The sequence below is a fragment of the Actinomycetospora cinnamomea genome (assembly GCF_003096675.1).
Lineage (GTDB): Bacteria > Actinomycetota > Actinomycetes > Mycobacteriales > Pseudonocardiaceae > Actinomycetospora > Actinomycetospora cinnamomea.
Map to the genome: position 1 here is coordinate 1 of NZ_QEKW01000009.1, position 26,287 is coordinate 26,287.

Here is a 26,287-nt window from a genome sequence, read left to right on the forward strand (position 1 = left end):
CCGACCACAAGGGGATCGGTCCGATCTGCGCCGCCCAGGTCATCGTGTCGTTCTCCCACCCCGGGCGCTGCCGCAGCGAGGCCGCGTTCGCCGCCCTCGGTGGGACCAGCCCGCTCGAGGCCAGCAGCGGGCGCACCACCCGCCACCGGCTCAACCGCGGCGGCGACCGCGCCCTGAACAAGGCGATCCACACCATCGCCAGAGCCCGCATGCGTGACTGCCCTGCTACCCGCGCCTACGTCGCTCGACGCACCGCCGAGGGCAAGTCGACCCGAGAAGTCCGCCGCTGCCTCAAGCGCTACATCGCCCGCCAGCTCTTCCGTTCCCTGACCACCGCCATGACCAACGCACCGAGCTGACCTCGAACAGGACCGCGCAGCCTTCCGTTCTCCCGGACGGCTTGACAACACATAGAAGCGTCGTGTCCTCGACGTCGCCGCGGGACTGGGGCCCATGGCGGCGGCGGACCGCGGGGCGTCGGTGACGGCGGTGGACGGGTCACCACGCATGGTCGAGGCCGGTCGTGACCGCCTGGCGTGCCCTGCCCGACGACCGCTGGCCCGACGACGAACCCATCGACCCCGACTGGTTCACCAAGATCACCGGACGGACCACCTCGGCCCGCCCGAGCAGCGCGTCGGCGACGACGACCGCACCGAACCTGCTCAGCGACCCCGGCGATCCGCCGTTCTAGGGTGACGCCCGGGCCGGCACCGACATCCGAGTCACGAGGGGTGACCAGGGGCGTTCGGCGTGAAGTTCGTAGCTGCAGGGGCCGCCCACCGCGGCGCGGTGGGCGGCCCCTGGGAAAGTCGGTCGTGTCAGCAGGTCCGTCCGTCGTTGATGCAGTCGACGGCACGGTCCATCAGCGTCTCCGACATCAGGTTGATCGAGCTGGCGTGGTCGGTCGCCGGGTCGTGCTGCTGCTCCGGGAAGGAGTCGAGGGCGAAGGCGCGGCCGTCGGGACGGTCGTAGGTCAGCGTCATCCGCAGGGCCGGGACGGCCTGGGTGCCCCCGGCGCACGACCCGTCCTCCTCGGGGAAGACCAGGTGCGAGCGGTGGTCCTCCGAGTCCGTGTTCTCCCCGTCCCAGCAGCTGGGGAAGTCGAGGATGCGGACGAGGTCGCTGCCCTCGGGGCAGAGCGGGTACTGCGTCGTCGTCCGGTCCTCGAACCCGGTGCAGGTCCACTTCGCGTTCGCGTTCTCGTCCCCGTTGGTGCCGGCCTTGGCGTCACCGGTGGGCATGCGCAGGCCCTGCGGCGCGGCGACGACGTCCTCGGTGGGGTTGCCGTGATACGTCAGGTCGACCGACGTGACCGGGAGGATCGCACCGAAGTTGCCGTCCAGCCCGCCGCCGTCGTCGAAGGCGTCCGGGCCGGTGCTGTTGAGGTCGCGGATCACCGGCCAGTAGTAGGTCGACTGGTCGCCGTTCGTGCAGGTCGTGCTCGCCGACAGCAGCTCCTCGTCCGACGAGGCGAAGGTCGTGGCCGTGGTGCCGACGTAGTCGTGGACGTGCTGGGCGGCGTTGCGCTTGCCCGGCCCCAGCACGATGTTGTCGCTGTTCCGGTGAGCGCCGTCGCCGTTCGTCCCGCAGTCGACGCGGAACGTGCCGGCCGCGGAGAACTGCCCGCCGAGACCCTCGCCCGCACCGGGAGCGACCTCTCGGATGTCGACGAAGTCGGAGGCGTCGGGCGGCGCCGCCTGGTCGCGGCCCTTGAACTGCTCCTCGTCCTGGCCCTCCTTGTCCCGGCCCTTCTTGTCCTGGCCCTCGTCGTCCTGGCCCTGCTCGCCCTCGTCCTTGCCGTCTCCACGGTCGCCGTCCTCACGGTCGCGGTCGCCGCGGTCGCCGCGGTCGCCGCGGTCGCCGCGGTCGCCGCGGTCGCCGCGGTCCCGCTCGTGACCGCGGTCGCGGTCGCCGTGGTCGCCGCCGCGGTCCCCGCGGTCCCCGCGGTCCCCGCGGTCGTCCCGGCCGCCGCGGTCGCGGTCGTCCCGGTCGCCGCGGTCGCGGTCGTCCCGGTCGCCGCGGTCGCGGTCGTTCTCCGCGTCCTCCCTGCCCCCGTCATGTTCGTCGCGTTCGCCCGGACCGAGCGTCTCGCTGAGGCTGCTGAGGACCCCGGAGCCGTCGGCGGAATCCGATCCGGGGTGGGCGGACGCCGAGCCGGCGGCCACGGCGACACCGCCGGCCATCAGCACGGCGGCAGCGGCGGCGACGAGGCGTACGGGTCCGGTGGTGCGATGTCTTCCGCGTCGGGGCACGGGAACCTCCTGGCCGTCTCGACGCGGGACGGCTGGACGTCCAGAGGGAGCCCGTCCCGCGCTCGAGGGGTGGGTGTCGGTCATGGCGTCGGAGGCGAGCGACGGGCATCGAGGGGAAGAGCGACGACGCTCGGCGATCCGATGTCGGGGGACCGTAGGAAGACCGTCGATGGACGGGAGCGAGGCTGAGAGAGAATCGGTGGGAGCGGCGCTCGCGGGTCCGCCGAGCGCGACCAGCGGCATCGTGATGGTGCGATCAGCGGAATCGCGCGCCTTTCCGGATCTCACCACTCTCAGGCGGACGCTCAGCGATCGTCAGGAGATGGCAAGCTTCGCCGTTCGCATGGAGCGCGCCGTTCTCGGCGTTGTCGGTGCACGCGAGGTATCGATTTCCCGGGACGAGGCCGCCCACCGATTCGGAGGAAGAGCGGCACATGCGAATGAATGCGGTGTGCCGGTGTGGGAGCCGACGGCGCCTTGCGATCAGCTGACGTCCGGCGGGGTCGGTGGCGCCGCCCCGCCTGTGGGAGGTGCACTCGGGCTCCGACGCGGAGGGAGGAAGGCCCGTGCGTACCGCGGCGCCGGCGCGGCACCGGCTCACGCGTGCCCTCGTCCGGGCGCCCATCCTGGTCTACCGCTGCGGCCTGGGTTGGATCTTCGGGCGACGCCTCGTGCTGTTGACCCACGTCGGACGCACCACGGGCCGCCCTCGCCGGGTCGTGCTCGAGGTCGTCGGCCGCGGGCCGGTGGCCGGGTCGTACGTCGTCGCGTCGGGCTACGGCCGCCGGGCGCAGTGGTTCCGCAACGTCGTCGCGCACCCCGAGGTCACCTACCAGGTGGGTCGGCGGAGGCGCGACGGCTGGGCCTACCCGCTGCCGTCCGACGAGTCGGGCCGGCTGCTCGCCGAGTATGCGGTGCGACGACCGCGCACGGCCGCGGCGCTCATGCGCATGCTCGACCGCAACCTCGACGGCTCGTCGGCCGCCTACCAGCGCCTCGGCGCCGACGCCGAGCAGGGCGTGCCCCTCGTCCTGCTCAGCCCCACACCCCGGCCGTCGACGTGACCCGAAGGAGCATGATGTCCCCGCGCTGTGACGCCGTGGTGTTCGACGTTCTCGAGACCCTGCTCGATCTGGATCCGCTGGCTGACCGCCTCGAGACCGTCGGCCGTCCCCGCGAGATGCTCGGTCCCTGGTTCATGCGCTTCCAGCGCGACGCGATGGCTCTCACGCTCGCCGGGGACTTCGCCCAGTTCGACGCGGTGGCCCGCGCGTCCCTGCGTGTCGAGAGCCGCCAGACCATGAGCGCGGCCGACGTCGACCACGTGCTGGACGGATTCGCGAGCCTGCCGGCGTTGCCGGACGCGGAACCGGCGCTCCGCAGGCTCACCGAGGCCGGGATCCGGGTGGGCTGCCTGACCGTGGGCAACCCGGAGAACACCCGACGGTTCCTGGAGGGCGCGGGGCTCGCCGCGTTCGTCGACGAGGTGGTCACGGCCGAGATGGCCGGGGTGTGGAAGCCGGCGCCGGGCATCTACCGCACCGCTGCGGAGAAGCTCGGGACGCCGCTCGAGCGGATGGCGTTGGTCGCCGTGCACGCCTGGGACTGCCACGGCGCCACGCGCGCCGGCGCCCTCGCCGGCTGGTGCGCGCGCCTCGAGGGCGAGCACGCCGACGTCTTCCTCCCCGCGGACGTGCACGGTGCCGACCTGGTCGAGGTCGTCGACGGCCTCCTCGCGCTGAGCTGATCCGACGGGCCCGACAGGGATCAGACGGGGTGCCGGTGGGTCGGTGCCCGCTCCGGATCGAGTGCGCCGATGTCTCCCAGCCAGCCGCACAGGCGGGCCGGGTCGGTGCCCCGGTAGCCGAGGTAGCCGTCGGGGCGGACCGCGTCGATGGTCGTGCCCGGACGGTCGCGGAGCCGGTGCACAGCCACCCCCGGACCCACGGCTGCGCTCGGGACGTCGCGGGCGTTGCGGGCGAGCAGGACGTGGGTTCCCGGGCGGGCGGTCAGGTCGTGCAGCCGGACCGGCCCGCGGTCCGCCACGACCACGGCGTCCGGCAGCCGGTCGCCGGGCCGCAGGCCGCGGTGTCCGGGGAGGTCGTCGCGCGACAACGCGCTGTGCCGGTGGTGCACCCACAGGCCGGCGAGCAGCCGCAGCACCGGCGCCGTGAGCGTGCGGCGGCGCAGCAGCGCCGGCGCCAGCGGGGCGGCGAGGGGCGCGACCACGCCGCGGAGCAACCCGGCGACGGTGGCCGGTGAGGACTCGGCCCAGAACACGAGGTCGGTGAGGGTGATCGACGCGCGGGCCACGGGTCGGCGCTCGTCGGAGTAGGAGTCGAGGAGGACCTCGGGCTGTCGTGCCGAGTCCGCGTGGGCGAGCCGCCACCCGAGGGCGGCCGCGTCCTGCAGGCCGAGGTTCATCCCCTGCGCGGCCGCGGGGGAGTGGCTGTGCGCGGCGTCGCCGGCGAGGAAGAGCGGTCCGCGCCGGTAGCACTCGGCCAGCCGGCGGGCCAGCAGGAGCCGATCCGACCAGGCCACCCGGGCGACCCGGACCCCGAGACCGCTCGCGTCGAGCAGCTGCTGCAGCTCGGCACGGTCGGGCGGGCCGTGGGGCCCGGGGCCGCTCGGTCCCCGGGTGGCGAGGACCCGCCACGACGCGCGCTCACCGAGGGCGAAGACGAACAGCAACCCGCCGCGCCCGGCGGCGACGTGGGCGACCCCGGGCTCGAGGTCCGTGCCGTGCTCGGCGGCCAGGTCGACGTCGGCGAGGAGGACCTCCTGCCGGTAGGGACGGGACACGACGGGGATGCCGGCGAGCGTGCGCACCGTGCTCCCCACGCCGTCGCACCCCGCCACCCACCGGGCCTCGACGCGCTCCTCGCCTCCCGGCCCCCGCAGCAGCGCGCACGCCCCGTCCCTGCCGGTCACGTCCAGCCCGGCGAGCGCCGGTCCCCGCTCGACGGGGACGCCGCGCCGCCCGAGCGCCTCGGCCAGCACGTCCTCGACGTCCTGCTGGCGGACCATCCAGGGATGGCTCGCCGGCCCGCCGTCGATCCCCAGATCGTCGAGCCGGACACGCACCGTCCGGGAGCCCAGGTGCACCAGCGCCTCCGGGTGCTCGAGGGACCGGCGCCGCAGGGCGTCGACCACCCCGAGGGGACGGAGCTGCTCGAGCGTGCGGGGGTGCACCACCAGCGCCCGCGACGGTCGGGGGCCGGTGCGACGGTCGACGATGCGCACGCGGGAGCCGTGCGCATGGGCGTGCAGGGCCAGCGCCAGGCCCGTGGGTCCGGCGCCGACGACCAGCACGTCGGGGGACATCTCAGCTCGCAACCGGGCGCCACCACGCGGCGGGCGCGGGGTGCGGGTCGAGCGGCGCCGGGAGAGCGAGCAGGTCGTCCCGGTGACGGTCGGGCAGCACCGTGTAGGCGATCGAGCCGCGGACGCTGACCAGCGCGAGCACCCGCCAGAGAGCCCGGGCGTACGCGTCGGCCCGGTCGGCCCCGTCCCACTCGTAGAGCCCGCGGTAGGTGCCGTTCTCGTCGGCCGCGAGCCACCACTTCGCGACGAACCCGGGGAACCCGGCGAAGAGCGGCGTGTTGAGCAGGCTCTCGGCGCGGAACAGGGCGTGCCCCCGGCCCCGCACCCCCCGCAACCGGAAGCGCACCACCAGCGCGCAGGGGCGGGCCGCGACGGCGCCCGCGACCACCGTCTCGCGGTAGATCGTCGAGGTGCTCCCGTCGGCGAACCGCACCCGTGCGCCCACCCAGGTGCGCGGGCTGCGCAGCCGCCCCCGGACCAGCAGGCCCAGCGACACGGCCACGCATCGCGCGACCGCGCGCCAGGCCGCGCGGTGGGGGAGCGGTGACGTGCTCGTCGTCCGCTCCTCGCGATCGGTCATGCCGGGCCCCCTCGTCGATCCCGGGCCGCGGGCGGGCGGCACCGTCGTCGATGCTCGCCGCCGGACCGGGCACGTGTGAGGGCCGGCCGACCCCGCCGAGGCGGGGCGATGGTCCGCGAGGCCGCGGGCGTCAGGACCTGATGAACGCCAGGAGGTCGGTGTTGATGGTCTCGGCCTCCGTGGTCGGCATGCCGTGCGGGAATCCCTCGTAGGTCTTCAACGTCGCATTCGGCAGGAGCTCGGCCGACAGGGGCGCCGAGTCCGCGTAGGGCACGACCTGGTCGTCGTCGCCGTGCATCACGAGGACCGGCACCGTGATCTTCTTCAGATCCTCGGTGAAGTCCGTCTGCGAGAAGGCGACGATGCCGTCGAAGTGCGCCTTCGCGCCGCCCATCATGCCCTGTCGCCACCAATTCTGGATCATGGCCTCGGAAGGCTCGACGCCGTCGCGGTTGAAACCGTAGAACGGGCCTGCTGCCACCTCGCGATAGAACACCGAGCGATTGGCCGCGAGCTGTGCCTGCAGGTCGTCGAAGACCTTCTTGGGCAGCCCGCCCGGGTTGGCGTCGGTCTGCACCATCAACGGCGGCACGGCGCTGATGAGCGCGGCCTTGGCCACGCGGGCCTCGCCGTGGCGGGCCAGGTAGCGGACCACCTCGCCCCCGCCGGTGGAGTGCCCGATGTGGACGGCGTCCCTGAGGTCGAGGTGCGCCGTCAGAGCCGCGAGATCGTCGGCGTAGTGGTCCATGTCGTGACCGTCGTCGGTCTGGCTCGACCGTCCGTGGCCCCGCCGGTCGTGGGCGACGACCCGGTAGCCCTGCTGCACGAAGAACATCATCTGGGCGTCCCAGTCGTCCGCCGAGAGCGGCCAGCCGTGGCTGAACACGATCGGCTGACCCGAGCCCCAGTCCTTGTAGAAGATCTCCGTGCCGTCGTCGACCGTGATGGTTCCCATGCGACGTCTCCCCCGTGCGGGTCGTCGGACCTCGAACTGTTCGCGCGATCACGCAGAATGGTCCCCGCCGCACTGCGGGAGCCCGGATTCGGCGACCGTACCCCGGACCCGTCGGTGATCGGGAGCGTGTGGCCGGGACGTTCTCCTCGATTTCCTCCCGCCGAACGCTCTGCGTTCCCCGGTGCGCGCGCAGCGTCGCCGACCGGCGGGGTGCGGTGCGGAGTCATCTCCGGGTCCGCGCTCGTCGACAGCCCCGACGGAGCCCTCGACATCTGATGTCTCGTGCTGGCACGGTGGCTGCTCGGCCCGTTGTCCCTGAACGTGTTCGGGTCAGGTGTCCGGGAGGTCAGAGCGATGAGCATGAACGGGGTCATCGTCGACGTGGAGACCGTGGATCTCCGCTTCCCGACGTCGCGCGCGCTCGACGGCTCCGACGCCGTGAACGAGGCACCGGACTACTCGGCGGCGTACGTCGTCCTGCACACCGACGTCGGTCTCGAGGGTCACGGCTTCACGTTCACGATCGGGCGGGGCAACGAGCTCGCGGTCGCGGCCGCCGAGGCGATCGGCCGTCGCGCGCGGGGCCGGCCGATCGCCGAGCTCGTGGCCGACCCGGGCGGGTTCTCCCGGCACCTGCAGGCCGACAGCCAGCTGCGGTGGCTCGGCCCGGCGAAGGGGACGATCCAGCTCGGGCTCGCCGCGGTCGTCAACGCCGCCTGGGACCTGATCGGCAAGGCCGTCGGCGAGCCGGTGTGGAAGGTGCTCGCGGAGATGACCCCGCAGCAGCTGGTGGACCTGGTCGACTGGCGCTACCTGCGGGACACCCTCACCCCGGAGGCCGCGCTCGAGCTGCTCGAGAAGCAGGTCCCCGGCCGCGAGGAGCGCGAGGCGCGGCTCCGCGAGGAGGGCTACCCGGCCTACACGACCAGCGCCGGCTGGCTGGGGTACGACGACGACAAGCTCGTGCGCCTGTGCCGGGAGGCCGTCGACGCGGGCTGGGACGCGGTCAAGCTGAAGGTCGGCGGGGACCTCGCCGACGATGTCCGCCGCTGTGCGCTCGCCCGGGAGGTGATCGGTCCCCGCCGGCGCCTGATGATCGACGCCAACCAGGCCCTCGGGGCCGCGGCGGCGGTGCGCTGGGCCGAGGCGCTCGCGCCCTACGACATCTGGTGGTTCGAGGAGCCGACCAGCCCCGACGACGTCCTCGCCCACGCCGCCATCGCCCGCGCCATCGCGCCCACCCGTGTCGCCACCGGCGAGCACGCGCACAACGCGGTGATGTTCAAGCAGTTCCTGGCCGCGGGCGCGATGGGTGTCTGCCAGCTCGACGCGGCGCGTCCCGGCGGCGTCGACGAGGCCGTCGCGGTCCTGCTGCTCGCCGCGGCGCACGACGTCCCGGTCTGCCCGCACGCCGGTGGCGTCGGGCTCTGCGAGCTGGTCCAGCACCTGTCGATGGTCGACTACGTCGCCGTCAGCGGCACCCGCGAGGATCGGATGATCGAGTACGTCGACCACCTCCACGAGCACTTCGTCGACCCGGTCCGGATGCGCGGGGCGTCGTACCTCCCACCGACCCGGCCGGGCTACAGCGCGGAGATCCTGCCGGCGTCCCGGGCCGCGTACGCCTTCCCCCACGGCGCGGTGTGGAGGCGCTGAGGTGGCGATCCAGGAGGCGCAACGCCGCGGCGTCCGGACCGACAGCGTCGTCGACCGGGTGATCGGGGCTCTCGTCGCCCGCGTGGAGAACGGCGAGTTCGCCGCGGGGGAGCGGCTGCCGCCGGAGGCGGACCTGGCCGCCGAGCTGCACGTGTCGCGCCTGTCGCTGCGCGAGGCGGTGCGCGCGCTCGCCGGCGCGGGCGTGCTGGAGGTGCGCCGGGGTGACGGCACGTTCGTCACCGACCTGCGTCCCGAGCGGCTGGTGCGGGCCACGGGCACGTTCCTCGACCTGGTCGACGAGCAGGGGGTCGCCGAACTGTTCGAGTGCCGGCGCGTGCTCGAGCCCGGCGCCACCGCCCTGGCCGCGACCCGCATCGACGACGCGGCCCTGGAGGACCTCCAGGAACGGCTCGAACGGATGCGCCGGCTCACCGAGCCCGAGCGCCTCGTCGCGGACGACCTCGACTTCCACGCCGCGATCGCCGCCGCGGCCGGCAACGCGACACTCGCCTCGCTGACCGCGGCCGTCGCCGGACGCACGGCACGCGTGCGCATCTGGCGCGCCATCGTCGAGCACGACGTCCTGTCCTGGACCCACGACCAGCACACGGCGATCCTGCGCGCCCTGCGTGCCCGCGACTCGCTCGCCGCGTGGACCGCCGCCACCACGCACGTCGTCGAGGTCGAGGAGTGGGTCCGCGCCCACCTGACGACGGCGGGAGGCCGGTGATGAGCGGACGCAGCACGGCGTGGTTCGGTGCCGAGGGCCGGTCGGGGATGATCCACCGCTCCTGGATGCGCAACCAGGGCGTCACCGACGAGGTCTTCGACGGGCGGCCGGTCATCGGGATCGCCACGACCTGGTCGGAGCTCGTGCCGTGCAACGCTCACCTGCACCGCGTGGCCGAGGCGGTCAAGCGGGGCGTGTGGCAGTCCGGCGGGTTCCCGCTGGAGTTCCCGTGCGCCGGGCTCGGCGAGACGCTGCTGCGCCCCACCGCGATGCTCTACCGCAACCTCCTGGCCATGGAGGCCGAGGAGCTGATGCGCGCCAACCCGCTCGACGGGCTGGTCCTGCTCTCGGGCTGCGACAAGACCACGCCCGGGCTGCTCATGGCCGCGTCCAGCGTCGACCTCCCGGCGATCATGGTCACCGGCGGGCCGATGCTCAGCGGCCGCTACCAGGGCCGCCAGCTGGGCTCGGGGACGCAGGTGTGGCGCTTCGAGGAGGAGCTGGCCGCCGGGACCATCACGCAGGCCGAGTGCGCGGTCGCCGAGGGCGCGATGGCCCGCTCACCCGGGCACTGCATGACGATGGGCACCGCGTCGACGATGGCGTGCCTCGCCGAGGCGCTGGGGATGCAGCTCCCGTACTCGGCGACCTGGCCCGCCGTCGACGCCCGCCGTGACCAGACCGCGCAGCGGGCGGGGCAGCGCATCGTCGAGCTCGTCGCGGGCGACGTCCGCCCCTCGACGATCATGACCCGGGAGGCGTTCGAGGACGCGGTCCGGGTCAACGCGGCCATCGGCGGGTCGACCAACGCCGTGATCCACCTGACGGCGATCGCCGGGCGCCTGGGCGTGCCGTTCTCGCTCGACGACGTCGATGCGCTGGGCCGCGACGTGCCCACCCTGGTCGACCTCGAGCCCTCGGGCCGGTTCCTCATGGAGGACCTCTGCTACGCCGGTGGGCTGCCGGCGGTGATGCGGGAGATCGCCCCGCTGCTCCATCTCGAGCGCCCCACCGTCGCCGGCGGCACGGTGAAGGACGCGGTCGCGGACGCCGCGTGCTGGAACCGCGAGGTCATCCACCCGTTCGACGAGCCCATGGCTCCGGCGGGCAGCGGGACCGCCGTGCTGCGGGGCAACCTCGCCCCCGACGGAGCCGTGATCAAGCAGTCGGCGGCGTCGCCCGCGCTGCGTCGGCACCGCGGCCGCGCGCTGGTGTTCGAGTCGCCCGAGGAGTACCGGGCGGTCGCCGACGAGCTCGACGTGGATCCGTCGTCGGTGCTGGTGCTGCGCAACAACGGACCGCGCGGCTATCCGGGGATGCCCGAGGTCGCCAACGTCGGGCTGCCCCGCAAGCTGCTCGAGCGTGGCGTGCGCGACATGGTGCGCATCTCCGACGGGCGCATGTCGGGCACGGCGTACGGCACCGTCGTGCTGCACGTCGCGCCCGAGGCGGCCGTCGGCGGGCCGCTCGCCCTCGTGGAGACCGGGGACGAGATCGAGCTCGACGTGCCCGGCCGGCGGCTCGTCCTGCACGTCGACGACGACGAGCTGGCGGCCCGCCGCGCGCGGTGGCGCCCGCCCGCGGCGTCGAGCAGCCGTGGCTGGACCCGGCTCTACACCGAGCACGTGCTGCAGGCCGACCACGGCGCGGACCTCGACTTCCTGGTCGGCCGCAGCGGAGCCGAGGTCCCGCGCGAGTCCCACTGAACGTCTCCCGGAGGAGGTACGAGATGGATCCCGTCTTCACCGGCGTCGGCGTCGCCCTGGTGACGCTCTTCGACGACCGGCGGCAGGTCGACACCGACGCCACGGCCGGTCTGGCCGCGCGGCTGGTCGAGCTCGGCGCCGACGCGATCGTGGTGGCCGGCACGACCGGCGAGGCCGACGCGCTCGACGACGACGAGCGGCTGCGGCTGTTCAGCGCGGTGCGCGCCGCGGTCGGCGACACCGTCGTGGTGGGCGGCACGAGCGCCGCGTCGACCCACCAGGCGGCGCGGCTCACCGCCCGAGCCCCCGACACCGGCGTCGACGCCGTCATCGCCCGGACCCCGCGCGGTCTCGCCGACCCGACCGGCTACTACCGCGCCCTCGCGGACGCCGCGGGCGCGACGCCGGTGCTCGCCTACCACTTCCCGGCCGTGTCCCCGCCCGGCATCCCGGTGGAGATGCTGCCCTCGTTGCCCGTCGCGGGCTGCAAGGACTCCTCGGGCGACCCGACCCGCCTGCTGGCCACCGTCGACTCCTACGCGGGGCCCGTCTGGACCGGGAACCCGGCGCTGCTCCACATGGCCGGGGCGCTCGGCTGCGCGGGCGGCATCCTCGCCCTGGCCAACGTCGCCCCCGAGCTCTGCGCCGCGGCGTTCGCCGGCGACGGCGACGCCCTGCGCAAGCTCACCCCGACCCACCTCGCCTGCGAGCGCGACTTCCCCCGCGGGGTCAAGCAGCTCGTCGCGGAGCGGTTCGGCACGTCGGAGGTCCTGCGGATGGGGTGAGACGCCGGTCAGCCCTGCGGGTCGACCCGCGTGGGGCCGCCGGCCTCCTCGGAGACGGGGCGCAGACGCTCGTAGCAGGCGGTCTCGAGGTGGTCGCGCATCGCCGCCTCCGCCGCGGTGGGGTCGCGGTCGAGGATCGCGCGCGTGATCCTCCGGTGCTCGGAGAGGGTCTGCTCGCCGAGGCCCCGGTCGTAGTGGAGCCGGAAGATGTGCAGGTGGCAGTGGGTGCGCTCGAACGCCCGCCGGACCTGCGTGCTGCCGGCCAGCTCGGCCACGAGGACGTGGAAGCGGGTGTCGTGCGCGGCGAGCGCCTTGTAGGAGTCGTAGGTGTCGTCCGCGGGGGTCGCGCACGACCGCATCTCGGCCTCGAGCCTGTCCCGCCCGCCGTCGTCGGCCTGTTCGGCGGCGCGACCTGCCGCCCACGGCTCGATGAGCAGCCGGAACTGGTAGAGGTCGTCGAGCTGCTCGCGGGTGAGCAGCGGCGTGGTCCGGTAGCCGCGCAGCGGTTCCTTGACCACGAGCTCGGCCGACTCGAGGCGCGCCAACGCCTCGCGGACCGGCGTGGGTGAGACCCCGAGCTGGCGCGCGAGGCCGTCGATCGAGACACGGGCGCCCGGCGCGATCGCGTTTTCCATGATCAGCGCCTTGATCGCCTCGTGGACGTCGTCGGCCAGCATCTGACGGCGGGGTAGGGGACCGACCGTCGCCCCCGGCGCTGCGCTGCTCATGTCCGTCCCCTCGGCCTCGGCCCACCCCTTGACGCGTGAACGGGCTCACACGCACCCTACAGGAAATTTCCTACACGATCTGAGTGATCGACATGGCCGCATCCGAGACGAGCCGGGCCACGGGCCCGATGTTCCGTCTGCCCGAGGCGCCGGCGGCGCTGCGCAAGCGACGGGTGGGGGTGGCGACCGCCCTGCGGTACTTCGGACCCGGGGCGATCATCGCGTCGCTCACGATCGGCAGCGGCGAGTCGATCCTCGCCTCCCGCGAGGGCGCCGTCTTCGGCTACGCGGTGCTCTGGGCCGTCGTGGTCGGTTGCCTCGCCAAGGGCGCCCTCGTCTACGCCTCGAACCGCTACATCACCCTCACCGGGGAGCACCCGATGCGGCGCTTCGCCCGGGTGCTGCCGGGGCCGCGCGGGTGGTTCCCGATCGTGCTGGTGGTGATCTGCTTCGCCTCCTTCCCGGGCTGGGCCAGCGGCGTGGCGACCGCGCTCGGGGATTACCTGGAGGCCCTCGGCGCCGGCAGTGCCACCCTGTGGGCGGTCGGCGTGCTGCTCCTCGCCGCGGTCCTGTCCTTCCTCGGCGGCTACGCCGTGCTGGAGAAGGTGCAGGTGGCGATCGCCGGGCTGATGGTGGTCCTGGTGCTCGTCGCGGTGTTCGTGTCGAACCCGGACTGGCTCGCCGCCCTCCGCGGGCTGCTGCCGGTCTTCCCCGACTACGCCCCGTTCGTGGCGGAGCGGTACCCCGACGTGGCGGCGACGTCGGTGTGGGTCGAGCTCGCGGTGTTCATGGGCGGTCTCGGCGGCGGGATGTACGACTACATCGGCTACACCGGCATGTTGCGCGAGAAGAAGTGGGGGATGCTCGGCCACCGGGACGCCGCCCGCATCGAGGACGACCTCGCGGCGCAGGACGACCGCGCGCCGATCCCGCTGTCCACCGAGCCGGAGGACGTGGCCACCGCGCGCGCGTGGAGCCGGGCACCGCTGTTCGACATGCTCGCGGCGTTCCTGGCGCTCGGTGTCATCGCCGCCGCGTTCATGATGAACGGGGCGACGATCCTGGGCGCGCAGCAGCAGGTGCCCGAGGAGAACGACGTCCTGACCTACCAGTCGCAGTTCTTCGGCGTCGTGGCGCCGGTCTTCGAGTACTTCTACATCGTCGCGATCGTCATGGTCCTCTTCGGCACGATCTACGCGCTCTGGGAGGCCTACTCGTGGACCGCCTACGAGAGCCTGGCGGCGGTCTCGGAGAGGGTGCGGGCGCGCGGCCAGCGCGGCATCCGGCCCGTCGTCTACGGCTGGACCGGGATCATCGCCCTGCTCGCGATCCTCGCCGACCTGAGCTTCACCGACCTGGTGACGCCGGCGGCGATCCTGGGCGGCGTCTTCGCCTGCGGCATCTACGGCGCCGGGCTGCTCTACATCGACAAGGTCAACCTGCCCGAGCCCTACCGGATGGGGCGGACGCTGCGCACCCTGGTCGCGCTCGGCTCGGTGTTCCTCACCGTCTGCGGCGTGATCGCGATCCTCGAGCTGGTGGAGGTGATCGCGTGAGCACCACGGTGCAGTGGCGCTACGTCGTGCTCGGGCTGGGTTTCCTGGCCCTGGCCGGGGTGCGGGCCGCGCAGGGGGCGTGGGTGTGGATGGCGATCTTCGTGCTCGCGGGCGTGGCCAACGCATGGCTCGCGCTGCAGGGGGACCGGGGTGAGGGGAGCTCGGCGGCGTCGGGCGCGCCGACCGAGGCCGAGCCCCACGAGGCCGAGCCCCACGAGGTCGAGCGCGAGCGGGCACGATGCCTCACCGCGCAGCGCCAGTGGCAGGTCCTCGGGTTCACCGGCGCGCTGCTCGCCGCCGGGCTCCTGCTGCTCGAGCCGCCCCTCGCGGTGCTCGGCGGGCTCGTGGCGCTGTTCGCCCTCTTCCGGGCCCGCCGGGTGCGGCGGTACGCGGCCACGCTGCCGCGCCGGCCCGGGACCGGCGACGCCTCGGTGCCCCGGCCGTCGGCCGAGCCCGCCGCATGATCCTCCCCGGTGCTCCGGCAACCCGATGACATCGGGTCGGGGGAGCAACGGGAGCGATCACCGACCGCGGACCGCCGCCGCTGCCACCCGACGCGGGTCGATCTCGAGGAGGCCCGGCCGGTGCCGGTCAGCGTTCCCGCTCGAGGTGCGCCTGGACCGCGTCACCGGCCTCGTTGAGCCACCCCCGCTCCCGGGCCTTCGCGAGCATGCCCTCGAAGTCGGCGTCCCATCCCTCGGGGACCCTCCCCGCGGCGAGACGCCGCAGCGTCGCCACGGGGATCATGACGTGCTGGCGGTCCTCGGAGAGCTCACCCGCGTCGTGCTGCGCCAGCACGGCGGCGATCCTGTCCGGTCCCAGCCGCTCCCAGTAGGACGCGTAGAGGTCGGTCACGACCTCGGGCTGGCGGAGCTCGACTCCGTCACTGGCGATCGCGAGGTACACGGTGCTCCTCCGGGGTGCGGGGTCGACGGGTGTTCCCGGACCGTCGCACGGGGTTCCCCGACTCCGCCCGACGGGGTGGAATCGGTGCCATGAAGAAGCTTCTCAACGATCCGGCCGATCTCGTCGCGGAATCGCTGCGCGGGGTGGAGCGTGCCCACCCCGAGCTGCGGGTCGATCACGAGCACCGCATCGTCTACCGCGCCGACGCGCCGGTCTCGGGCAAGGTCGGTCTGCTCTCGGGTGGGGGTTCCGGGCACGAGCCCGCGCACGCCGGGTTCGTCGGGCCCGGGATGCTCGACGCGGTCTGCGCGGGGGAGGTGTTCACGTCCCCGGTCCCCGACCAGATGGCCGAGGCCACCAAGAACATCGACGGCGGCGCCGGGGTGCTGCACCTCGTGTGGAACTACACCGGCGACGTCATGAACTTCGACATGGCCGCCGAGCTCGCCGGCGCGGAGACCGACACCGAGGTCGCGGCGGTCGTCATCAACGACGACGTCGCCGTCGAGGACAGCCTCTTCACCGCGGGTCGCCGCGGCACCGGGGCGGCGGTGCCCGTCGAGAAGATCACCGGGGCGGCCGCCGAGCAGGGCCGCAGCCTCTCCGAGCTCGCCGATCTCGCGCGCCGGGTCAACGACAACACCCGCAGCATGGGCATGGCGCTGACCTCCTGCACCGTCCCGGCGAAGGGCACCCCCACCTTCGACCTGCCCGAGGACGAGATCGAGATCGGGATCGGCATCCACGGCGAGCCCGGCCGCCGGCGCGTCCCGCTGGCACCCGCCCGCGAGATCGCCGAGATGCTCATGGAGCCGCTGCTGGCCGACCTGGACTTCACCGGCGGGGACGGCGTGCTCGTGTTCGTCAACAGCATGGGCGCCACCCCGATGCTCGAGCTGCACCTCATGTACGCCGAGATCGCCGCCATCCTCGACAATGCGGGGGTCGTCCCGGTCCGCTCGCTCGTCGGGCCCTACGTCACGAGCCTGGACATGGCCGGCTGCTCGGTGACCCTGACACGCTTCGACGACGAGCTGCTGCGGCTCTGGGACGCTCCGGTCGCCGCGCTCGGCCTGCGGTGGGGCATGTGATGGCGGTCGACGTCGTCGACATCACCGCACTCCAGCGCTGGTTGCGGACGTTCGCCGCGTCCGTGGCCGAGCAGCGGGACCACCTGACCGCCCTCGACGCCGCGATCGGCGACGCGGACCACGGCGCGAACATGCACCGCGGCATGACCGCGGTGGTCGACGCGCTGGCCACCGCGTCCTCCGACGACCCGGCCGCGCTGCTCAAGCAGACCGGCATGACGCTGGTCAAGTCGGTCGGGGGCGCGAGCGGACCGCTCTACGGCACGTTGTTCCTGCGCATGGCCCCGGCCACGGGCGGCGCGACGACGCTCGACGCCGAGACTTTCGCGAAGGCGCTGCGCGCGGGCCTCGAGGGTGTGGTCGCCCGCGGCAAGGCCGAGCTCGGCGACAAGACGATGGTCGACGCCCTCGCGCCGGCCCTCGACGCGCTCGACGCCGCCCTCGGTGGGGGCGAGTCGCTCGCGGCCGGCTTGCGTGCCGCGTCCGCGGCCGCCGACGAGGGGCGCGACGCCACGATCCCGCTCGTGGCCCGCAAGGGCCGTGCGAGCTACCTGGGCGAGCGCAGCGCCGGCCACCAGGATCCGGGCGCCACGTCGGCCGCCCTGCTCGTCGCCGCGGCCGCCGACGCGGTCGCGGAGCAGGACGACCCGTCGTGACCGTCGGGCTCGTCGTGGTCTCCCACAGCCGGGCCCTCGGCGAGGCGGCGACGGCGCTGGCGGGGGAGATGCTCCACGGTGCCGCCGCGCCGATCGAGGTGGCCGCCGGGCTCGACGACGGCGGCTTCGGCACCGACGCCGTGGCGATCAGCGAGGCCATCGCCCGCGCCGATCAGGGCGACGGGGTGGTCGTGCTGATGGACATGGGCAGCGCGGTGCTCTCCGCCGAGCTCGCCCTCGAGATGGTCGACGACGACGTCCGCGAGCGCGCCGTGCTGTGCGCCGCGCCGCTGGTCGAGGGCCTCGTCGTCGCCGCGGTCAGCGCCGCCGGCGGCGCCTCGGCGGCGGACGTCGCCGCCGAGGCGACCGACGCCCTGGGCGCGAAGACCGTCCACCTGGCCCCGGAGGAGCCGGACCGGGGCGAGCCCGCACCGGAGCCGTCGGGGGCGGAGCAACCGGGCGCGCCGCAGGGCGAGGAGGAGCACGGCGTGTTCACGGTGCGTCCGGCGCACGGGCTGCACGCGCGGCCCGCGGCCCTGCTCGTGCAGGCGTTGCGCGGTCTCGACGCCGACGTCCGGCTGCGCAACCTCACCCTCGACGGCCCGGAGGTCTCGGGCGCCAGCCTGTCGAAGGTCGCGACCCTCGGCGCCCTCCAGGGGCACGACGTGGCCGTCCGCGCCCGCGGCGACGACGCCGCCGACGCCGTCCGTCGCCTGCTCGACCTCGCCGACGACGCCTTCGGCGAGCTCGACGCCCCATCGGCGCGGTCGGCGCCGCCACCGGTCGCGGCTCCGGCGACGCCGGGGCAGCCGATCCCGGCCTCACCCGGGATCGGGATCGGCCCGGCCCGGGCGGGGGGTGCCGCGCCGGTCACCGTGCCCGCGGCCAGGCCGGGCACCCCGGCCGAGCAGCGCGGGCGCCTGGACGACGCCCGCGCCCGCGTCCGGGAGCACCTGCGAGGTGTCCGCGACCGGGCCGCGCGCGAGATCGGCGACGCCGAGGCCGCGGTGTTCGACGCGCAGCTGCTGCTGCTCGACGACCCGGACGTGCTCGCGGACACCGGTGCCCACATCGACGCGGGCACCGACGCCGCGCGGGCCTGGGCGGAGGTGCTCGACGAGATCGAGGGCACGTTCGACGTCGCCGCCGACGAGTACCTGCGGGCCCGCGCCCGCGACGTCCGCGACGTGCGCGACCAGGTGCTGCGTGCCCTGGGCGGAGTCGTGGAGCGCGGTGCGGTGCCGGACGGGATCCTGGTCGCCGACGACCTGACGCCCGCCGAGGCCGCGGCGCTCGACCCGGCCCGGACGCCGGCGGTCGTGCTCGCCGGCGGCAGTCCCACCGCGCACGCCGTGATCCTGCTGCGGGCGCGGGGTGTCCCTGCCGTCGTCGGGGTCGGTACCGCGCTCGCGTCGCGCGCCGGGGAGGCCGCCCTGCTCGCAGTCGACGGGACCAGCGGCGAGGTCGTCGTCGACCCCGACCCGTCGACCCTCGGCGCGTTCCGGGACCGGGCCGCGGCGCGTGACCGGCGGCGGGACGACGCACTCCACCGGGCCCACGAGCCCGCGGCGACCCGTGACGGGACGGCCGTGCTCGTCGGCGCCAACGTCGGCTCGGCCGGCGACGCCCGGGCCGCGGTGGGGGCCGACCTCGCCGGCCTGGTGCGCACGGAGTTCTGCTTCCTCGACCGGGACTCGGCACCCGACGTCGACGAACAGGAGGCGGCCTACCGGGCGATCGCCGAGGCCCTGGACGGACGGCGCGTCACCCTGCGCACGCTCGACGTGGGCGGCGACAAGCCCCTGGACTACCTGTCGATGCCGCGGGAGGCCAACCCCTTCCTCGGGGTCCGCGGCCTCCGGCTGGCGCTCGCGCGGCCCGGGCTGCTCGCCGACCAGCTCCGCGCGATCGTACGGGTCGCCCACGACCACCCGGTCGACGTCATGTTCCCGATGGTGACCGCGGTCGACGAGCTGGTCGCGGCCCGCCGCGCCCTCGACGACGCGGTCGAGGCCGTGGGCCGCGGACGCCCCGCGGGCCTGCGGGTCGGCATCATGGTCGAGGTCCCGGCGGCCGCGCTCAAGGCCGCGGCGTTCGCCCCGCTGGTCGACTTCCTCTCGATCGGCACCAACGACCTCACCCAGTACGCCCTGGCCGCCGAGCGCGGCAACGAGGAGCTCGCGGCGCTCGCGGACGCCCTCGATCCCGGGGTCCTCGCGCTCGTCGCCGCCACCGTCGAGGGGGCCGCCCGGGCCGACCACGACGTCCTCGTCGCGGTGTGCGGCGAGCTGGCCGGTGACGAGCGGGCCGCGGCGCTGCTGATCGGGCTCGGTGTCCGCGAGCTCAGCGTCGCCCCCGCCGCCGTCGCCACGGTGAAGCAGGCCGTGCGGGAGGTCGACCTCGGGCGGGCCCGCGACCTGGCCACCGCGGCGCTGGCGTGCCCCGACGCGCCGTCCGTGCGCGCGCTGCTGGGCTGAGGGCGTCACGCGTCCCGGCGCGGCGCGGGCAGGTCGGTGCGTCGGGCGAGGTCGAGGAGCTCGCGGTGGAGTCGAGCCGGGTACTGCAGCGGCAGGAAGTGGCCACCGGGCAGCGAGACGAAGCGCGCGTCGGGCAGGTGGCGCGCGGCGTGCCGGAGGTCGTCGGACGCGGCGAGGTTGTCGAGGACGCCGGCGACGACCGTCACGGGGAAGGTGGCGAAGGAGGTGTCCATGGGCTCCTGCTCGCCCGCGGCGAGGACGAGCCGCGAGTACCAGGTCCACGGGTGGGTGGCGAACTCCCGGGCGACCGCGCTGGTGGCGGTCAGGCCCGGCGCCGGAGGTGTCCCGGTCAGGGCGACGAGGGTCTGGAAGGTGTCGAGGACCGGGGGAACCATCGACGCCGCGACGGCGACCGGTGGGCCCACCCACCGCAGCGCCCAGGCGCCCGCTCGGCCGAGGGGCCCGCGCCACTCGCGGAGCACGCCGGCGGGGCCGAACAGGATGTGGAACGGGTCCCCGGCCACACCCCCGACGGCCAGGATGCCGGCCACCCGCTCGGGGTGGTGGCGGGCGAAGGCGAAGGCGACGTTGACCCCGAGCGACCAGCCGACCAGCACCGCGCGGTCCATCCCGGCGGCGTCCATGACCGCCTCGAGGTCGGCCGCGTGGTCCTCCACGGTGATCCGGTCGGCCTCGGTGGGCCGATGCGAGGCGTCGAGGCCACGGTGGTACCAGGACACGGCGTGCACGCCGCAGTCCGGGTCGGCGAGCAACGGCCATGCCGACGGCGGTGCGCCCATGCCGTTGCTGATCACGACCGGGTAGCCCGCGCCCTCGTTGTCCCAGGTCCGGACCCACGTGCCGTCGCGGCTGCGGGCGCCCGGGAGTGCGTCCCGGCGCGGGGACGTCGCTGGTGCGGGCATGGAGGTTCCTCACGACGGGGCACGGTCTCCCCACGGCCGTGCCCCCGGAGCGCGACGCCGGAACGGCATGCCGGGCAAGTGCGGACGACCGGAGCAGTCGCCCACGAGGCACGGAGCAGCCGTCTCGGCCGCACGCCGACCGCAGCGTGCACCAGCGCCCGCGACCGCGCCGTGGCTACGGCGTCGAGGCGGGCCGCCCGATCTGGTGGCCGTACTCCCCGCGCAGCTCGTCGGGCAGGTTCTGCACGGTGACGGCGGCGTCGTCGACCAGGCAACGGATGCGGGCGTGCCCGAGCACGCGCGCGAGGCCGACGTCGCACCGGCGCACCGCGGTCAGGTCGACCACGAGGTGCCGGCTCGCGAGGTGGTGCAGATTGCGGAGCACGGCCTCGACGTGGCGCACCGTCGCGTGGTCGACGTGACCGCCCAGCGCGACGACCAGAGCACCCTCGCCGAACCTGCGTACCGCGACGACCGGTCGGCCGGAGCGGGCGCCCGCGAGGGCTTCGTCGACGGCTTCGGCCGTGGCGACGCGTCGGCGTTGCTCCAGGTTCCCCGTCTCCACGGCTTCGGCGGGTGTGGCTTCGACGTCCATCAGGACCCCAACGTCTCGACTCGAGAGGAGAGAGGTCGCTGCTCGCTCAACGGCTCGTGGCCGAGGGCTACCCACCCGGCCGGCGCTTCTTCCACCCTCGGCACGAGTGAATGGGGGGTGACGGCCCCGCCTCCCGCTGGGGGGTGGCGGGAGTGCGGGACCGCTGGCACCGCCGGCGGGCACGACGGCCGACGCCGTCCGCGAACCAGGAGGCCAGGATCGCGGCGCAGGCGGAGGCGTCAACGCCCGTGTTCGGCCACGACGAACGGGAGCCCCGCCGAGTCCGCGCTGTTGCGGCGCCGTCCTCGATGGGGCGCCCGGTCAGGACGGGCCCGACTCGGGCCGGGCGCGTCGCGCGCCGGCGGTGTTCTCGGTGAGCCACTGGGCGACGGCGACGAGCTTCATGTTGGTGTTCTGGGAGGACGTGACCAGCATCTGGAACGCGGCCTCGTCGTCGACCCCGAACCGCTCGGCGAGGATGCCCTTGGCCCGCCCGATCAGGTCCCGGCTGTCCACGGCACGCTGCAGGTGGAGCACCTGCTGCGAGCCGTAGAGCAGCAGTGCGGCCTGGATGCCGAACAACCCGGCCAGGGTGCGGGCGTTCGCGTCGAAGGCGTCCGGGGTGGACGAGTACAGGTTCAGCGCCGCGCGGACCCCGCCGTCGGTGGAGAGCTCCGTCGACATCAGCGCTCTGAAGCCCGCCTCGACGGCCAGCGGCGCGAAGCGGGGCCAGTGCTGCCCGTCGGGTCCGGCGAGGTCCTGGGCGACGACGGTACCGCTCGCGGGCGGGTCCTCGATCGCGGTGATGCAGGGCCCCTCGCCGAGCTCGCTCTGCGTGCGGTCGAGCCTGCCGATCCCCTCGCTGGTGGGGTAGCGGGTCTCGATGCGGCCGTGCTCGGTCATGGAGATGCTGCCGGCGTCGACCCCGGGGACGGTCTCGACCGCCGAGGTGACGATCCGCGCGAGCATCTGCTCGAGGTCGCGGATGCTCCGGCGCTGTGTCAACTCGCGCGCGGCCGCGCGCAGGGCGATGACCAGCTGCTCGTCCTGTCCGGTGTCCATGGTCGTGCTCTCCGTCGCATGAGGCGCGAGGGGCACGGAGCGCAGCAGCGGCAACAGTCGACAGCGGCCGACAGCGCTGGTCAGGGCAGGACCGAGCGGCATGCGCTGCGTTCTGCCCTCCACCCCGCGACGGGGTCGGGATGCACATGAAGAACGGGACTGACCGAGGCCACACCGAGGATTCGGCGGCCCCGTGTCCAGGTCACGGCCGTGGCTTCGACCGAGGACACACCCTACCGGTCGCCGTCGCAGCAGGCTGTGAAGACGTCAACTGTGTGGCGGCCTCCGGCACAGGTGCGCGCGGAGGACGGCCTCGGTGGCCGGATCGACCCTCAGCGGCTCGCGCCGCACCCGGCGCACGAGCGCTTCGGCCCGCACCGTCCGGGCGCGTTCCCGGGCGGCCCGGGCGGCCGCGGGCGAGGTCGCGGCGCGGTCGAGGACCGTCACCAGGTGCAGTGACACGTTCCTGGACATGGGGACCACCTCACAGGTGCGGGCTGCTGGTCGGGCCAGGAGCCGGCACACGGGGTGGACCGGTCCGTGCAACGTAGCCGGTTCGTGGACATCACGAAACGCCCGGATCCCCCCCGAGTCGGCGGGGTGTCCGGGCTCGCCGGGCAGGAGAAGGGGCACGCTGGACCGCGCCCGACCGTCACCCGTCACCGACCACGGAGGAGGCCCGTCGTGGGCGCACTGGACACCGAGGAACAGGCCGTCGTCGACGTGGTCCGCGGGTTCGTGGACAAGGAGGTCAGGCCCCGGGTCAACGAGCTCGAGCACGCCGACACCTACCCGGAGGCGTTCATCGAGCAGATGAAGCAGATGGGGATCTACGGGTTGGCGGTCCCGGAGCCGTGGGGTGAGGCGCCGGTGTCGATGCCCTGCTACGCACTGGTCACCGCCGAGCTCGCCCGCGGGTGGATGAGCCTCGCGGGCGCGATGGGCGGTCACACGGTGGTCGCCAAGCTGCTGGTCGAGTTCGGCACCCGCGCCCAGCAGGACCGCTACCTGCCGCGGATGGCCACCGGTGAGCTGCGCGCCACGATGGCGCTCACCGAGCCCGGCGGCGGTTCGGACCTGCAGGCGATGACGACGGTCGCTCGTCACGACGGCGACGAGTACGTGGTCGACGGGTCGAAGACCTGGATCAGCAATGCGCGCCGCTCGGGGCTGGTCGCGCTGATGTGCAAGACCGACCCGGCGGCCGAGCCCCAGCACAAGGGTGTGTCGATCCTGCTCGTCGAGCACGGACCCGGGCTCGAGGTGTCGAAGGACCTCTCGAAGCTCGGCTACAAGGGCGTCGAGACCTGCGAGCTGACCTTCACCGACATGCGCGTGCCCGGCGAGGCGCTGCTGGGAGGGGTCGAGGGCCGTGGGTTCGCGCAGATGATGAAGGGCCTGGAGACCGGCCGCATCCAGGTCGCCGGCCGCGCCCTCGGGGTCGCCACCGCCGCGTTCGAGGACGCCCTGCGCTACGCCCAGGAGCGTGAGGCGTTCGGCAAGCCGATCTGGCAGCACCAGTCGATCGGCAACTACCTCGCCGAGATGGGCACGAAGATCACCGCCGCGCGCCAGCTGATCCTGCACGCCGCCGAGCGCTTCGACGCCGGGGAGCGCAGCGACATGGAGGCGGGGATGGCCAAGCTGTTCGCCTCCGAGATCGCGATGGAGGTCGCGCTGAACGCGGTGCGGATCCACGGCGGCTACGGCTACTCGACCGAGTACGACGTGGAACGCTACTTCCGCGACGCGCCGTTGATGATCGTGGGTGAGGGCACCAACGAGATCCAGCGCAACGTCATCGCCTCGCAGCTCGTCAAGCGCGGCGGCCTCGGCCGCGCGTGATCCCGGATCCCGGAGAGCGATCTCCCGGGCTCCGCGGCGAGACCTCGGGTCCACCCCCTCGTCGAGCGGCGCGGGTCACCCGCCGTCGTCGGCGGCTCGCCGGTGGAGCGCTCCTCGGACCTGCGAGGCGCCGGCCGCGGCGCCGAGCGCCGCGAGCGGCCACGCGAGCAGGCGCGGGTAGCGCGCCACGAGCAGGGACACCCCGACCGCCGTGAGACCGGTGCCGGCCGCGACGGCGCGGTGGCGGGCCTCGTGGGGCGCCTCGGCCTCCCGCAGCACCTCACCGCCCAACCGCGAGAACGACGCCGGCACGCCGGGCGCGCGACGCAGCGGCGTGCCGCGTCCCGCGCTGCGTCGCCCGAAGGGCTTCGCGGTGACCGACCGCGACCGGCTGTCCGACTCGATGACCCGCGCGTGGGCGAAGTCGTCCTCGAACAGCGCCTCGAGCTCCCCGGCGAAGCCGCGGTCCTCGACCAGGAGGTCGAGGTCCCAGCTGGAGACGAAGTTGGCGGCGGTGAGGTTGGTCGAGCCCACCCGTGCCCAGCGGCCGTCGATGACCGTGGTCTTGGCGTGCATCATCGGGCCGAGGTACTCGAAGATCGTCACCCCGGCGTCCAGCGCCCGCCCGTACCCGGCACGTTCGAGCGCGCCGATCGACGGGTGGTCGTTGGTCGCGGGCAGCACGATGCGCACGTCGACGCCGTCCCCGGCCGCCTCCAGCAGCGCCCGGCTCAACCGGGGAGTGGAGAGGAAGTAGGGATCGGAGATCCAGAGTCGTTCCCGGGCCGCGAGGATCGCGAGCTCCATGACCCGCAGGATGCGGAGCCGGCCCGGCGCCTGGAGCACGACGCGCGCCTCCGCGCCGTCCGTCGGAGGGATGGTGTCGGCGGCGATGTCGTCGGCCGTGTCGCCGAGTCGCTCGTCCGGAGGCAGCGGAGGGCCGAGGGTGTCCCACATCCGCGCGAACGCCAGCTCGAGGTCCGCCACGACCGGACCCTCGACGCCCACCGCGGTGTCGCGGTAGATCAGACCGTTGTCGGCGTGCTGGACCCAGCTCTCGGAGACGCACACCCCGCCCGTGGACGCGTACACGCCGTCCACGCCGACGATCTTGCGGTGGTCCCGGCACAGCGAGTACAGCGGCGCGCGCAGCGACGGCGGGTTCGCGGCCCGCACCTCGACACCGGCACGGCGCATGCCGTCCCAGTAGGAACGCGGCACGCTCGACGACCCGACGGGGTCGTACACGACGCGCACCGGCACGCCCTCCCGCGCCTTCTGGGACAGTGCCGAGGCGAATCGCCGGCCGATGTCGTCGGCCATGAAGAAGTAGTTCTCGAAGTGCACCCACCGCTCGGCCCGCTCGATCCGGTCGAACCACTGGTCGAACGTCCGGGCCCCGTCGCGGAGCAGTGTGAAGCGGTTGCCCGCCCGGCGCGGGGCGTGGCCCGCCCGCGCGAGGGCCTGCTCCCACCGGTCACCGCCGCGGTCTCGTACGGGCCCGGTGCTGGGCATGGTGAGGACCTCGCTTCGTCGGCGGCCGGAGCCGACAGCGTGGCAGGCGATCGCCGCCGCCGTTCCTGCCTGCCCCCGACGTGCCGGCGCACGTTCGCGTCGGGGGCCTCAGGTGCGGTCCGGCAGGCTGATCACGACGTCGTCGGGGCCGCTGAACGCCCGGGAGGGCAACGTCCCGAGCGCGTCGAGCACGTCGGGCTCGATGCCGCCACGGTCGGTGGCGTAGGTCATGACCTCGTGGTGGCCCGCGGGGAAGCGCATGCCCTCCAGCGCGATCCGGACCAGATCTTCCCGTGCGTCGGCCATGGCCTCACTCCTCGCGACGTCCCGGATCGGCAACGGGCTGGAGGCTGAACCGCGCGCCCCACGACACCTACCCGAACGGCAGGGCGCGCGCACGCGTGATCCGCTGAGCATCACGAGGAACTGGTTCCCGCGAGCGCCCCCGACGGTGATGATGAGCGCCGCGGACCCGCCCACCAGACTGGGAGCCCTGCCACGAGCCCGACGGACTCCGAGGAGGGCTGATCGATGCCGGAGACCACGCGATGCGTTCGCTGCGGCCGCACGACCTCGACCACCGCGTCCAGCTTCGCGACGTGGCGGATCGACGAGGACGGGCGGGCGATCTGTCCGCACTGCGTCACCCCGAACGACAAGGTCGCTGACGACACCCCGATCCTGACCGACAGCCCCGACGACCGACTGCTCCGCGACCTCGACCCCGACAACGACTGACGGGGTGCTCGGGGTCGGTCGCCGCGCGCGAGAGGGCGCCCGGGCACACAGCCGGCGGTGCCGACGACCGGGTAGCCGCCCCCGTCTGACGCGAGACCGAGGAGAACTCGATGCCCGCCGAGTTGCCGCCGGGACCTCGGTGGTGTCGACGTACAGCGTCGTGGCCGTTCCCGCGAGCACGTGGCCGATCGCGTCGCCGCGACT

General features: G+C 74.1%; 27 protein-coding genes. 15 read left to right on the forward strand and 12 right to left on the reverse strand.

Annotation, left to right across the window (positions count from 1 at the left end; genetic code table 11):
- Together C8D89_RS17210 and C8D89_RS29325 are read left to right on the forward strand one after the other, a co-directional pair.
- Window positions 1-359: transposase (locus tag C8D89_RS17210; RefSeq protein WP_133251935.1), on the forward strand; the 359-nt coding region annotated here is incomplete at its 5' end.
- Between the two features lie 164 nt (window positions 360-523).
- Window positions 524-694: a hypothetical protein gene (locus C8D89_RS29325; protein ID WP_165825757.1), complete on the forward strand. Its 171-nt coding sequence runs from the start codon at window positions 524-526 to the stop codon at window positions 692-694.
- 127 nt (window positions 695-821) lie between these two features.
- Here C8D89_RS29325 and C8D89_RS17215 read toward each other — a convergent pair whose 3' ends face one another.
- Window positions 822-2,255: a DUF1996 domain-containing protein gene (locus C8D89_RS17215; RefSeq protein ID WP_133251936.1), complete on the reverse strand. Its 1,434-nt coding sequence runs from the start codon at window positions 2,253-2,255 to the stop codon at window positions 822-824.
- 566 nt (window positions 2,256-2,821) lie between these two features.
- Here C8D89_RS17215 and C8D89_RS17220 point away from each other — a divergent pair.
- Window positions 2,822-3,319 (forward strand): nitroreductase family deazaflavin-dependent oxidoreductase, encoded by a 498-nt coding sequence (locus tag C8D89_RS17220; RefSeq protein WP_116709373.1) that lies wholly within the window; start codon window positions 2,822-2,824, stop codon window positions 3,317-3,319.
- A gap of 14 nt (window positions 3,320-3,333) precedes the next feature.
- The gene (locus tag C8D89_RS17225) at window positions 3,334-4,002 is read left to right on the forward strand and encodes a haloacid dehalogenase type II (protein ID WP_116709523.1); all 669 of its coding nucleotides are present in this window, start codon (window positions 3,334-3,336) and stop codon (window positions 4,000-4,002) included.
- Window positions 4,003-4,022: 20 nt separating this feature from the next.
- Here the strand turns inward: C8D89_RS17225 and C8D89_RS17230 are convergent, their stop codons facing one another.
- The 3 genes from C8D89_RS17230 to C8D89_RS17240 form a co-directional block, all read right to left on the reverse strand.
- Window positions 4,023-5,579: an FAD-dependent monooxygenase gene (locus C8D89_RS17230; protein WP_116709374.1), complete on the reverse strand. Its 1,557-nt coding sequence runs from the start codon at window positions 5,577-5,579 to the stop codon at window positions 4,023-4,025.
- Window position 5,580: 1 nt separating this feature from the next.
- The gene (locus tag C8D89_RS17235) at window positions 5,581-6,159 is read right to left on the reverse strand and encodes a hypothetical protein (RefSeq protein WP_116709375.1); all 579 of its coding nucleotides are present in this window, start codon (window positions 6,157-6,159) and stop codon (window positions 5,581-5,583) included.
- 130 nt (window positions 6,160-6,289) lie between these two features.
- A complete protein-coding gene (locus C8D89_RS17240; protein WP_116709376.1) occupies window positions 6,290-7,114 on the reverse strand; it encodes an alpha/beta fold hydrolase in 825 nt (274 codons plus the stop codon).
- A gap of 360 nt (window positions 7,115-7,474) precedes the next feature.
- Between C8D89_RS17240 and C8D89_RS17245 the strand changes: the two genes are divergently transcribed.
- From C8D89_RS17245 to C8D89_RS17260, 4 genes are read left to right on the forward strand one after another with little or no spacing between them, the layout of a single operon-like run.
- Window positions 7,475-8,770 (forward strand): enolase C-terminal domain-like protein, encoded by a 1,296-nt coding sequence (locus C8D89_RS17245; RefSeq protein WP_116709524.1) that lies wholly within the window; start codon window positions 7,475-7,477, stop codon window positions 8,768-8,770.
- Window position 8,771: 1 nt separating this feature from the next.
- A complete protein-coding gene (locus C8D89_RS17250) occupies window positions 8,772-9,500 on the forward strand; it encodes a FadR/GntR family transcriptional regulator (protein WP_207787276.1) in 729 nt (242 codons plus the stop codon).
- Complete coding sequence (locus C8D89_RS17255) at window positions 9,500-11,206, forward strand: IlvD/Edd family dehydratase (RefSeq protein WP_116709526.1); 1,707 nt, start codon at window positions 9,500-9,502, stop codon at window positions 11,204-11,206. Before C8D89_RS17250 ends, C8D89_RS17255 begins: the two co-directional genes overlap by 1 nt.
- A gap of 23 nt (window positions 11,207-11,229) precedes the next feature.
- Window positions 11,230-11,991 carry a dihydrodipicolinate synthase family protein gene (locus C8D89_RS17260; RefSeq protein WP_116709377.1) on the forward strand — a complete coding sequence of 254 codons (762 nt, stop codon included), beginning with the start codon at window positions 11,230-11,232 and terminating at the stop codon, window positions 11,989-11,991.
- Window positions 11,992-11,999: 8 nt separating this feature from the next.
- Here the strand turns inward: C8D89_RS17260 and C8D89_RS17265 are convergent, their stop codons facing one another.
- A complete protein-coding gene (locus tag C8D89_RS17265; RefSeq protein ID WP_207787277.1) occupies window positions 12,000-12,719 on the reverse strand; it encodes a GntR family transcriptional regulator in 720 nt (239 codons plus the stop codon).
- A 92-nt stretch (window positions 12,720-12,811) separates the two neighbouring features.
- Between C8D89_RS17265 and C8D89_RS17270 the strand changes: the two genes are divergently transcribed.
- Both C8D89_RS17270 and C8D89_RS17275 read left to right on the forward strand, forming a co-directional pair.
- Window positions 12,812-14,275 (forward strand): Nramp family divalent metal transporter, encoded by a 1,464-nt coding sequence (locus C8D89_RS17270; RefSeq protein ID WP_133251937.1) that lies wholly within the window; start codon window positions 12,812-12,814, stop codon window positions 14,273-14,275.
- Entirely contained in the window at window positions 14,272-14,739 is a 468-nt protein-coding gene (locus tag C8D89_RS17275; RefSeq protein ID WP_116709380.1) for a hypothetical protein, read from the forward strand. The genes C8D89_RS17270 and C8D89_RS17275 overlap by 4 nt, the downstream gene beginning before the upstream one ends.
- 127 nt (window positions 14,740-14,866) lie before the next feature.
- On the opposite strand, the gene C8D89_RS17280 is transcribed toward C8D89_RS17275, so the two are convergent.
- A complete protein-coding gene (locus tag C8D89_RS17280; protein ID WP_116709381.1) occupies window positions 14,867-15,181 on the reverse strand; it encodes a hypothetical protein in 315 nt (104 codons plus the stop codon).
- Window positions 15,182-15,270: 89 nt separating this feature from the next.
- On the opposite strand from C8D89_RS17280, the gene dhaK reads away from it, so the two are divergent.
- Genes dhaK through ptsP form a run of 3 tightly spaced genes read left to right on the forward strand, consistent with a single transcriptional unit; the run spans window position 15,271 to window position 19,405 of the window.
- Window positions 15,271-16,272, forward strand: a complete 1,002-nt coding sequence (dhaK, locus tag C8D89_RS17285) for a dihydroxyacetone kinase subunit DhaK (protein WP_116709382.1) — start codon at window positions 15,271-15,273, stop codon at window positions 16,270-16,272.
- The gene (gene dhaL / locus C8D89_RS17290; protein WP_116709383.1) at window positions 16,272-16,928 is read left to right on the forward strand and encodes a dihydroxyacetone kinase subunit DhaL; all 657 of its coding nucleotides are present in this window, start codon (window positions 16,272-16,274) and stop codon (window positions 16,926-16,928) included. Before dhaK ends, dhaL begins: the two co-directional genes overlap by 1 nt.
- A complete protein-coding gene (gene ptsP, locus C8D89_RS17295; protein WP_116709384.1) occupies window positions 16,925-19,405 on the forward strand; it encodes a phosphoenolpyruvate--protein phosphotransferase in 2,481 nt (826 codons plus the stop codon). Before dhaL ends, ptsP begins: the two co-directional genes overlap by 4 nt.
- Window positions 19,406-19,410: 5 nt before the next feature.
- Here the strand turns inward: ptsP and C8D89_RS17300 are convergent, their stop codons facing one another.
- The 4 genes from C8D89_RS17300 to C8D89_RS28755 all read right to left on the reverse strand — a co-directional run bounded on the left by C8D89_RS17300 (window position 19,411) and on the right by C8D89_RS28755 (window position 22,459).
- The gene (locus C8D89_RS17300) at window positions 19,411-20,328 is read right to left on the reverse strand and encodes an alpha/beta fold hydrolase (protein ID WP_116709385.1); all 918 of its coding nucleotides are present in this window, start codon (window positions 20,326-20,328) and stop codon (window positions 19,411-19,413) included.
- Between the two features lie 175 nt (window positions 20,329-20,503).
- Window positions 20,504-20,923 (reverse strand): STAS domain-containing protein, encoded by a 420-nt coding sequence (locus tag C8D89_RS17305; RefSeq protein ID WP_116709386.1) that lies wholly within the window; start codon window positions 20,921-20,923, stop codon window positions 20,504-20,506.
- Window positions 20,924-21,244: 321 nt separating this feature from the next.
- Complete coding sequence (locus C8D89_RS17310; protein WP_116709387.1) at window positions 21,245-21,985, reverse strand: GAF and ANTAR domain-containing protein; 741 nt, start codon at window positions 21,983-21,985, stop codon at window positions 21,245-21,247.
- Between the two features lie 267 nt (window positions 21,986-22,252).
- Window positions 22,253-22,459, reverse strand: coding sequence for a hypothetical protein (locus C8D89_RS28755; protein ID WP_133251938.1), 207 nt, complete (start codon window positions 22,457-22,459; stop codon window positions 22,253-22,255).
- 210 nt (window positions 22,460-22,669) lie between these two features.
- Between C8D89_RS28755 and C8D89_RS17315 the strand changes: the two genes are divergently transcribed.
- Complete coding sequence (locus C8D89_RS17315; protein ID WP_116709388.1) at window positions 22,670-23,830, forward strand: acyl-CoA dehydrogenase family protein; 1,161 nt, start codon at window positions 22,670-22,672, stop codon at window positions 23,828-23,830.
- A gap of 75 nt (window positions 23,831-23,905) precedes the next feature.
- On the opposite strand, the gene C8D89_RS17320 is transcribed toward C8D89_RS17315, so the two are convergent.
- On the reverse strand, window positions 23,906-25,345 hold the full coding sequence (locus tag C8D89_RS17320) for a phospholipase D-like domain-containing protein (protein ID WP_116709389.1): 1,440 nt from the start codon (window positions 25,343-25,345) through the stop codon (window positions 23,906-23,908).
- 108 nt (window positions 25,346-25,453) lie between these two features.
- On the reverse strand, window positions 25,454-25,651 hold the full coding sequence (locus tag C8D89_RS29330) for a DUF2795 domain-containing protein (protein WP_165825758.1): 198 nt from the start codon (window positions 25,649-25,651) through the stop codon (window positions 25,454-25,456).
- Window positions 25,652-25,876: 225 nt separating this feature from the next.
- On the opposite strand from C8D89_RS29330, the gene C8D89_RS17330 reads away from it, so the two are divergent.
- The gene (locus C8D89_RS17330) at window positions 25,877-26,083 is read left to right on the forward strand and encodes a hypothetical protein (protein WP_116709391.1); all 207 of its coding nucleotides are present in this window, start codon (window positions 25,877-25,879) and stop codon (window positions 26,081-26,083) included.
- Window positions 26,084-26,287 lie beyond the last annotated feature (204 nt).

Bases quoted from the DNA above. Each gene is read 5' to 3' on its own strand.
- C8D89_RS17225 (WP_116709523.1), top strand. From the start codon at position 3,334: ATGTCCCCGCGCTGTGACGCCGTGGTGTTCGACGTTCTCGAGACCCTG.
- C8D89_RS17230 (WP_116709374.1), bottom strand. From the start codon at position 5,579: ATGTCCCCCGACGTGCTGGTCGTCGGCGCCGGACCCACGGGCCTGGCG.
- C8D89_RS17235 (WP_116709375.1), bottom strand. From the start codon at position 6,159: ATGACCGATCGCGAGGAGCGGACGACGAGCACGTCACCGCTCCCCCAC.
- C8D89_RS17240 (WP_116709376.1), bottom strand. From the start codon at position 7,114: ATGGGAACCATCACGGTCGACGACGGCACGGAGATCTTCTACAAGGAC.
- C8D89_RS17245 (WP_116709524.1), top strand. From the start codon at position 7,475: ATGAACGGGGTCATCGTCGACGTGGAGACCGTGGATCTCCGCTTCCCG.
- C8D89_RS17255 (WP_116709526.1), top strand. From the start codon at position 9,500: ATGAGCGGACGCAGCACGGCGTGGTTCGGTGCCGAGGGCCGGTCGGGG.
- C8D89_RS17260 (WP_116709377.1), top strand. From the start codon at position 11,230: ATGGATCCCGTCTTCACCGGCGTCGGCGTCGCCCTGGTGACGCTCTTC.
- C8D89_RS17265 (WP_207787277.1), bottom strand. From the start codon at position 12,719: ATGAGCAGCGCAGCGCCGGGGGCGACGGTCGGTCCCCTACCCCGCCGT.
- C8D89_RS17270 (WP_133251937.1), top strand. From the start codon at position 12,812: ATGGCCGCATCCGAGACGAGCCGGGCCACGGGCCCGATGTTCCGTCTG.
- dhaK (WP_116709382.1), top strand. From the start codon at position 15,271: ATGAAGAAGCTTCTCAACGATCCGGCCGATCTCGTCGCGGAATCGCTG.
- dhaL (WP_116709383.1), top strand. From the start codon at position 16,272: ATGGCGGTCGACGTCGTCGACATCACCGCACTCCAGCGCTGGTTGCGG.
- C8D89_RS17300 (WP_116709385.1), bottom strand. From the start codon at position 20,328: ATGCCCGCACCAGCGACGTCCCCGCGCCGGGACGCACTCCCGGGCGCC.
- C8D89_RS17305 (WP_116709386.1), bottom strand. From the start codon at position 20,923: ATGGACGTCGAAGCCACACCCGCCGAAGCCGTGGAGACGGGGAACCTG.
- C8D89_RS17310 (WP_116709387.1), bottom strand. From the start codon at position 21,985: ATGGACACCGGACAGGACGAGCAGCTGGTCATCGCCCTGCGCGCGGCC.
- C8D89_RS28755 (WP_133251938.1), bottom strand. From the start codon at position 22,459: ATGTCCAGGAACGTGTCACTGCACCTGGTGACGGTCCTCGACCGCGCC.
- C8D89_RS17320 (WP_116709389.1), bottom strand. From the start codon at position 25,345: ATGCCCAGCACCGGGCCCGTACGAGACCGCGGCGGTGACCGGTGGGAG.
- C8D89_RS29330 (WP_165825758.1), bottom strand. From the start codon at position 25,651: ATGGCCGACGCACGGGAAGATCTGGTCCGGATCGCGCTGGAGGGCATG.
- C8D89_RS17330 (WP_116709391.1), top strand. From the start codon at position 25,877: ATGCCGGAGACCACGCGATGCGTTCGCTGCGGCCGCACGACCTCGACC.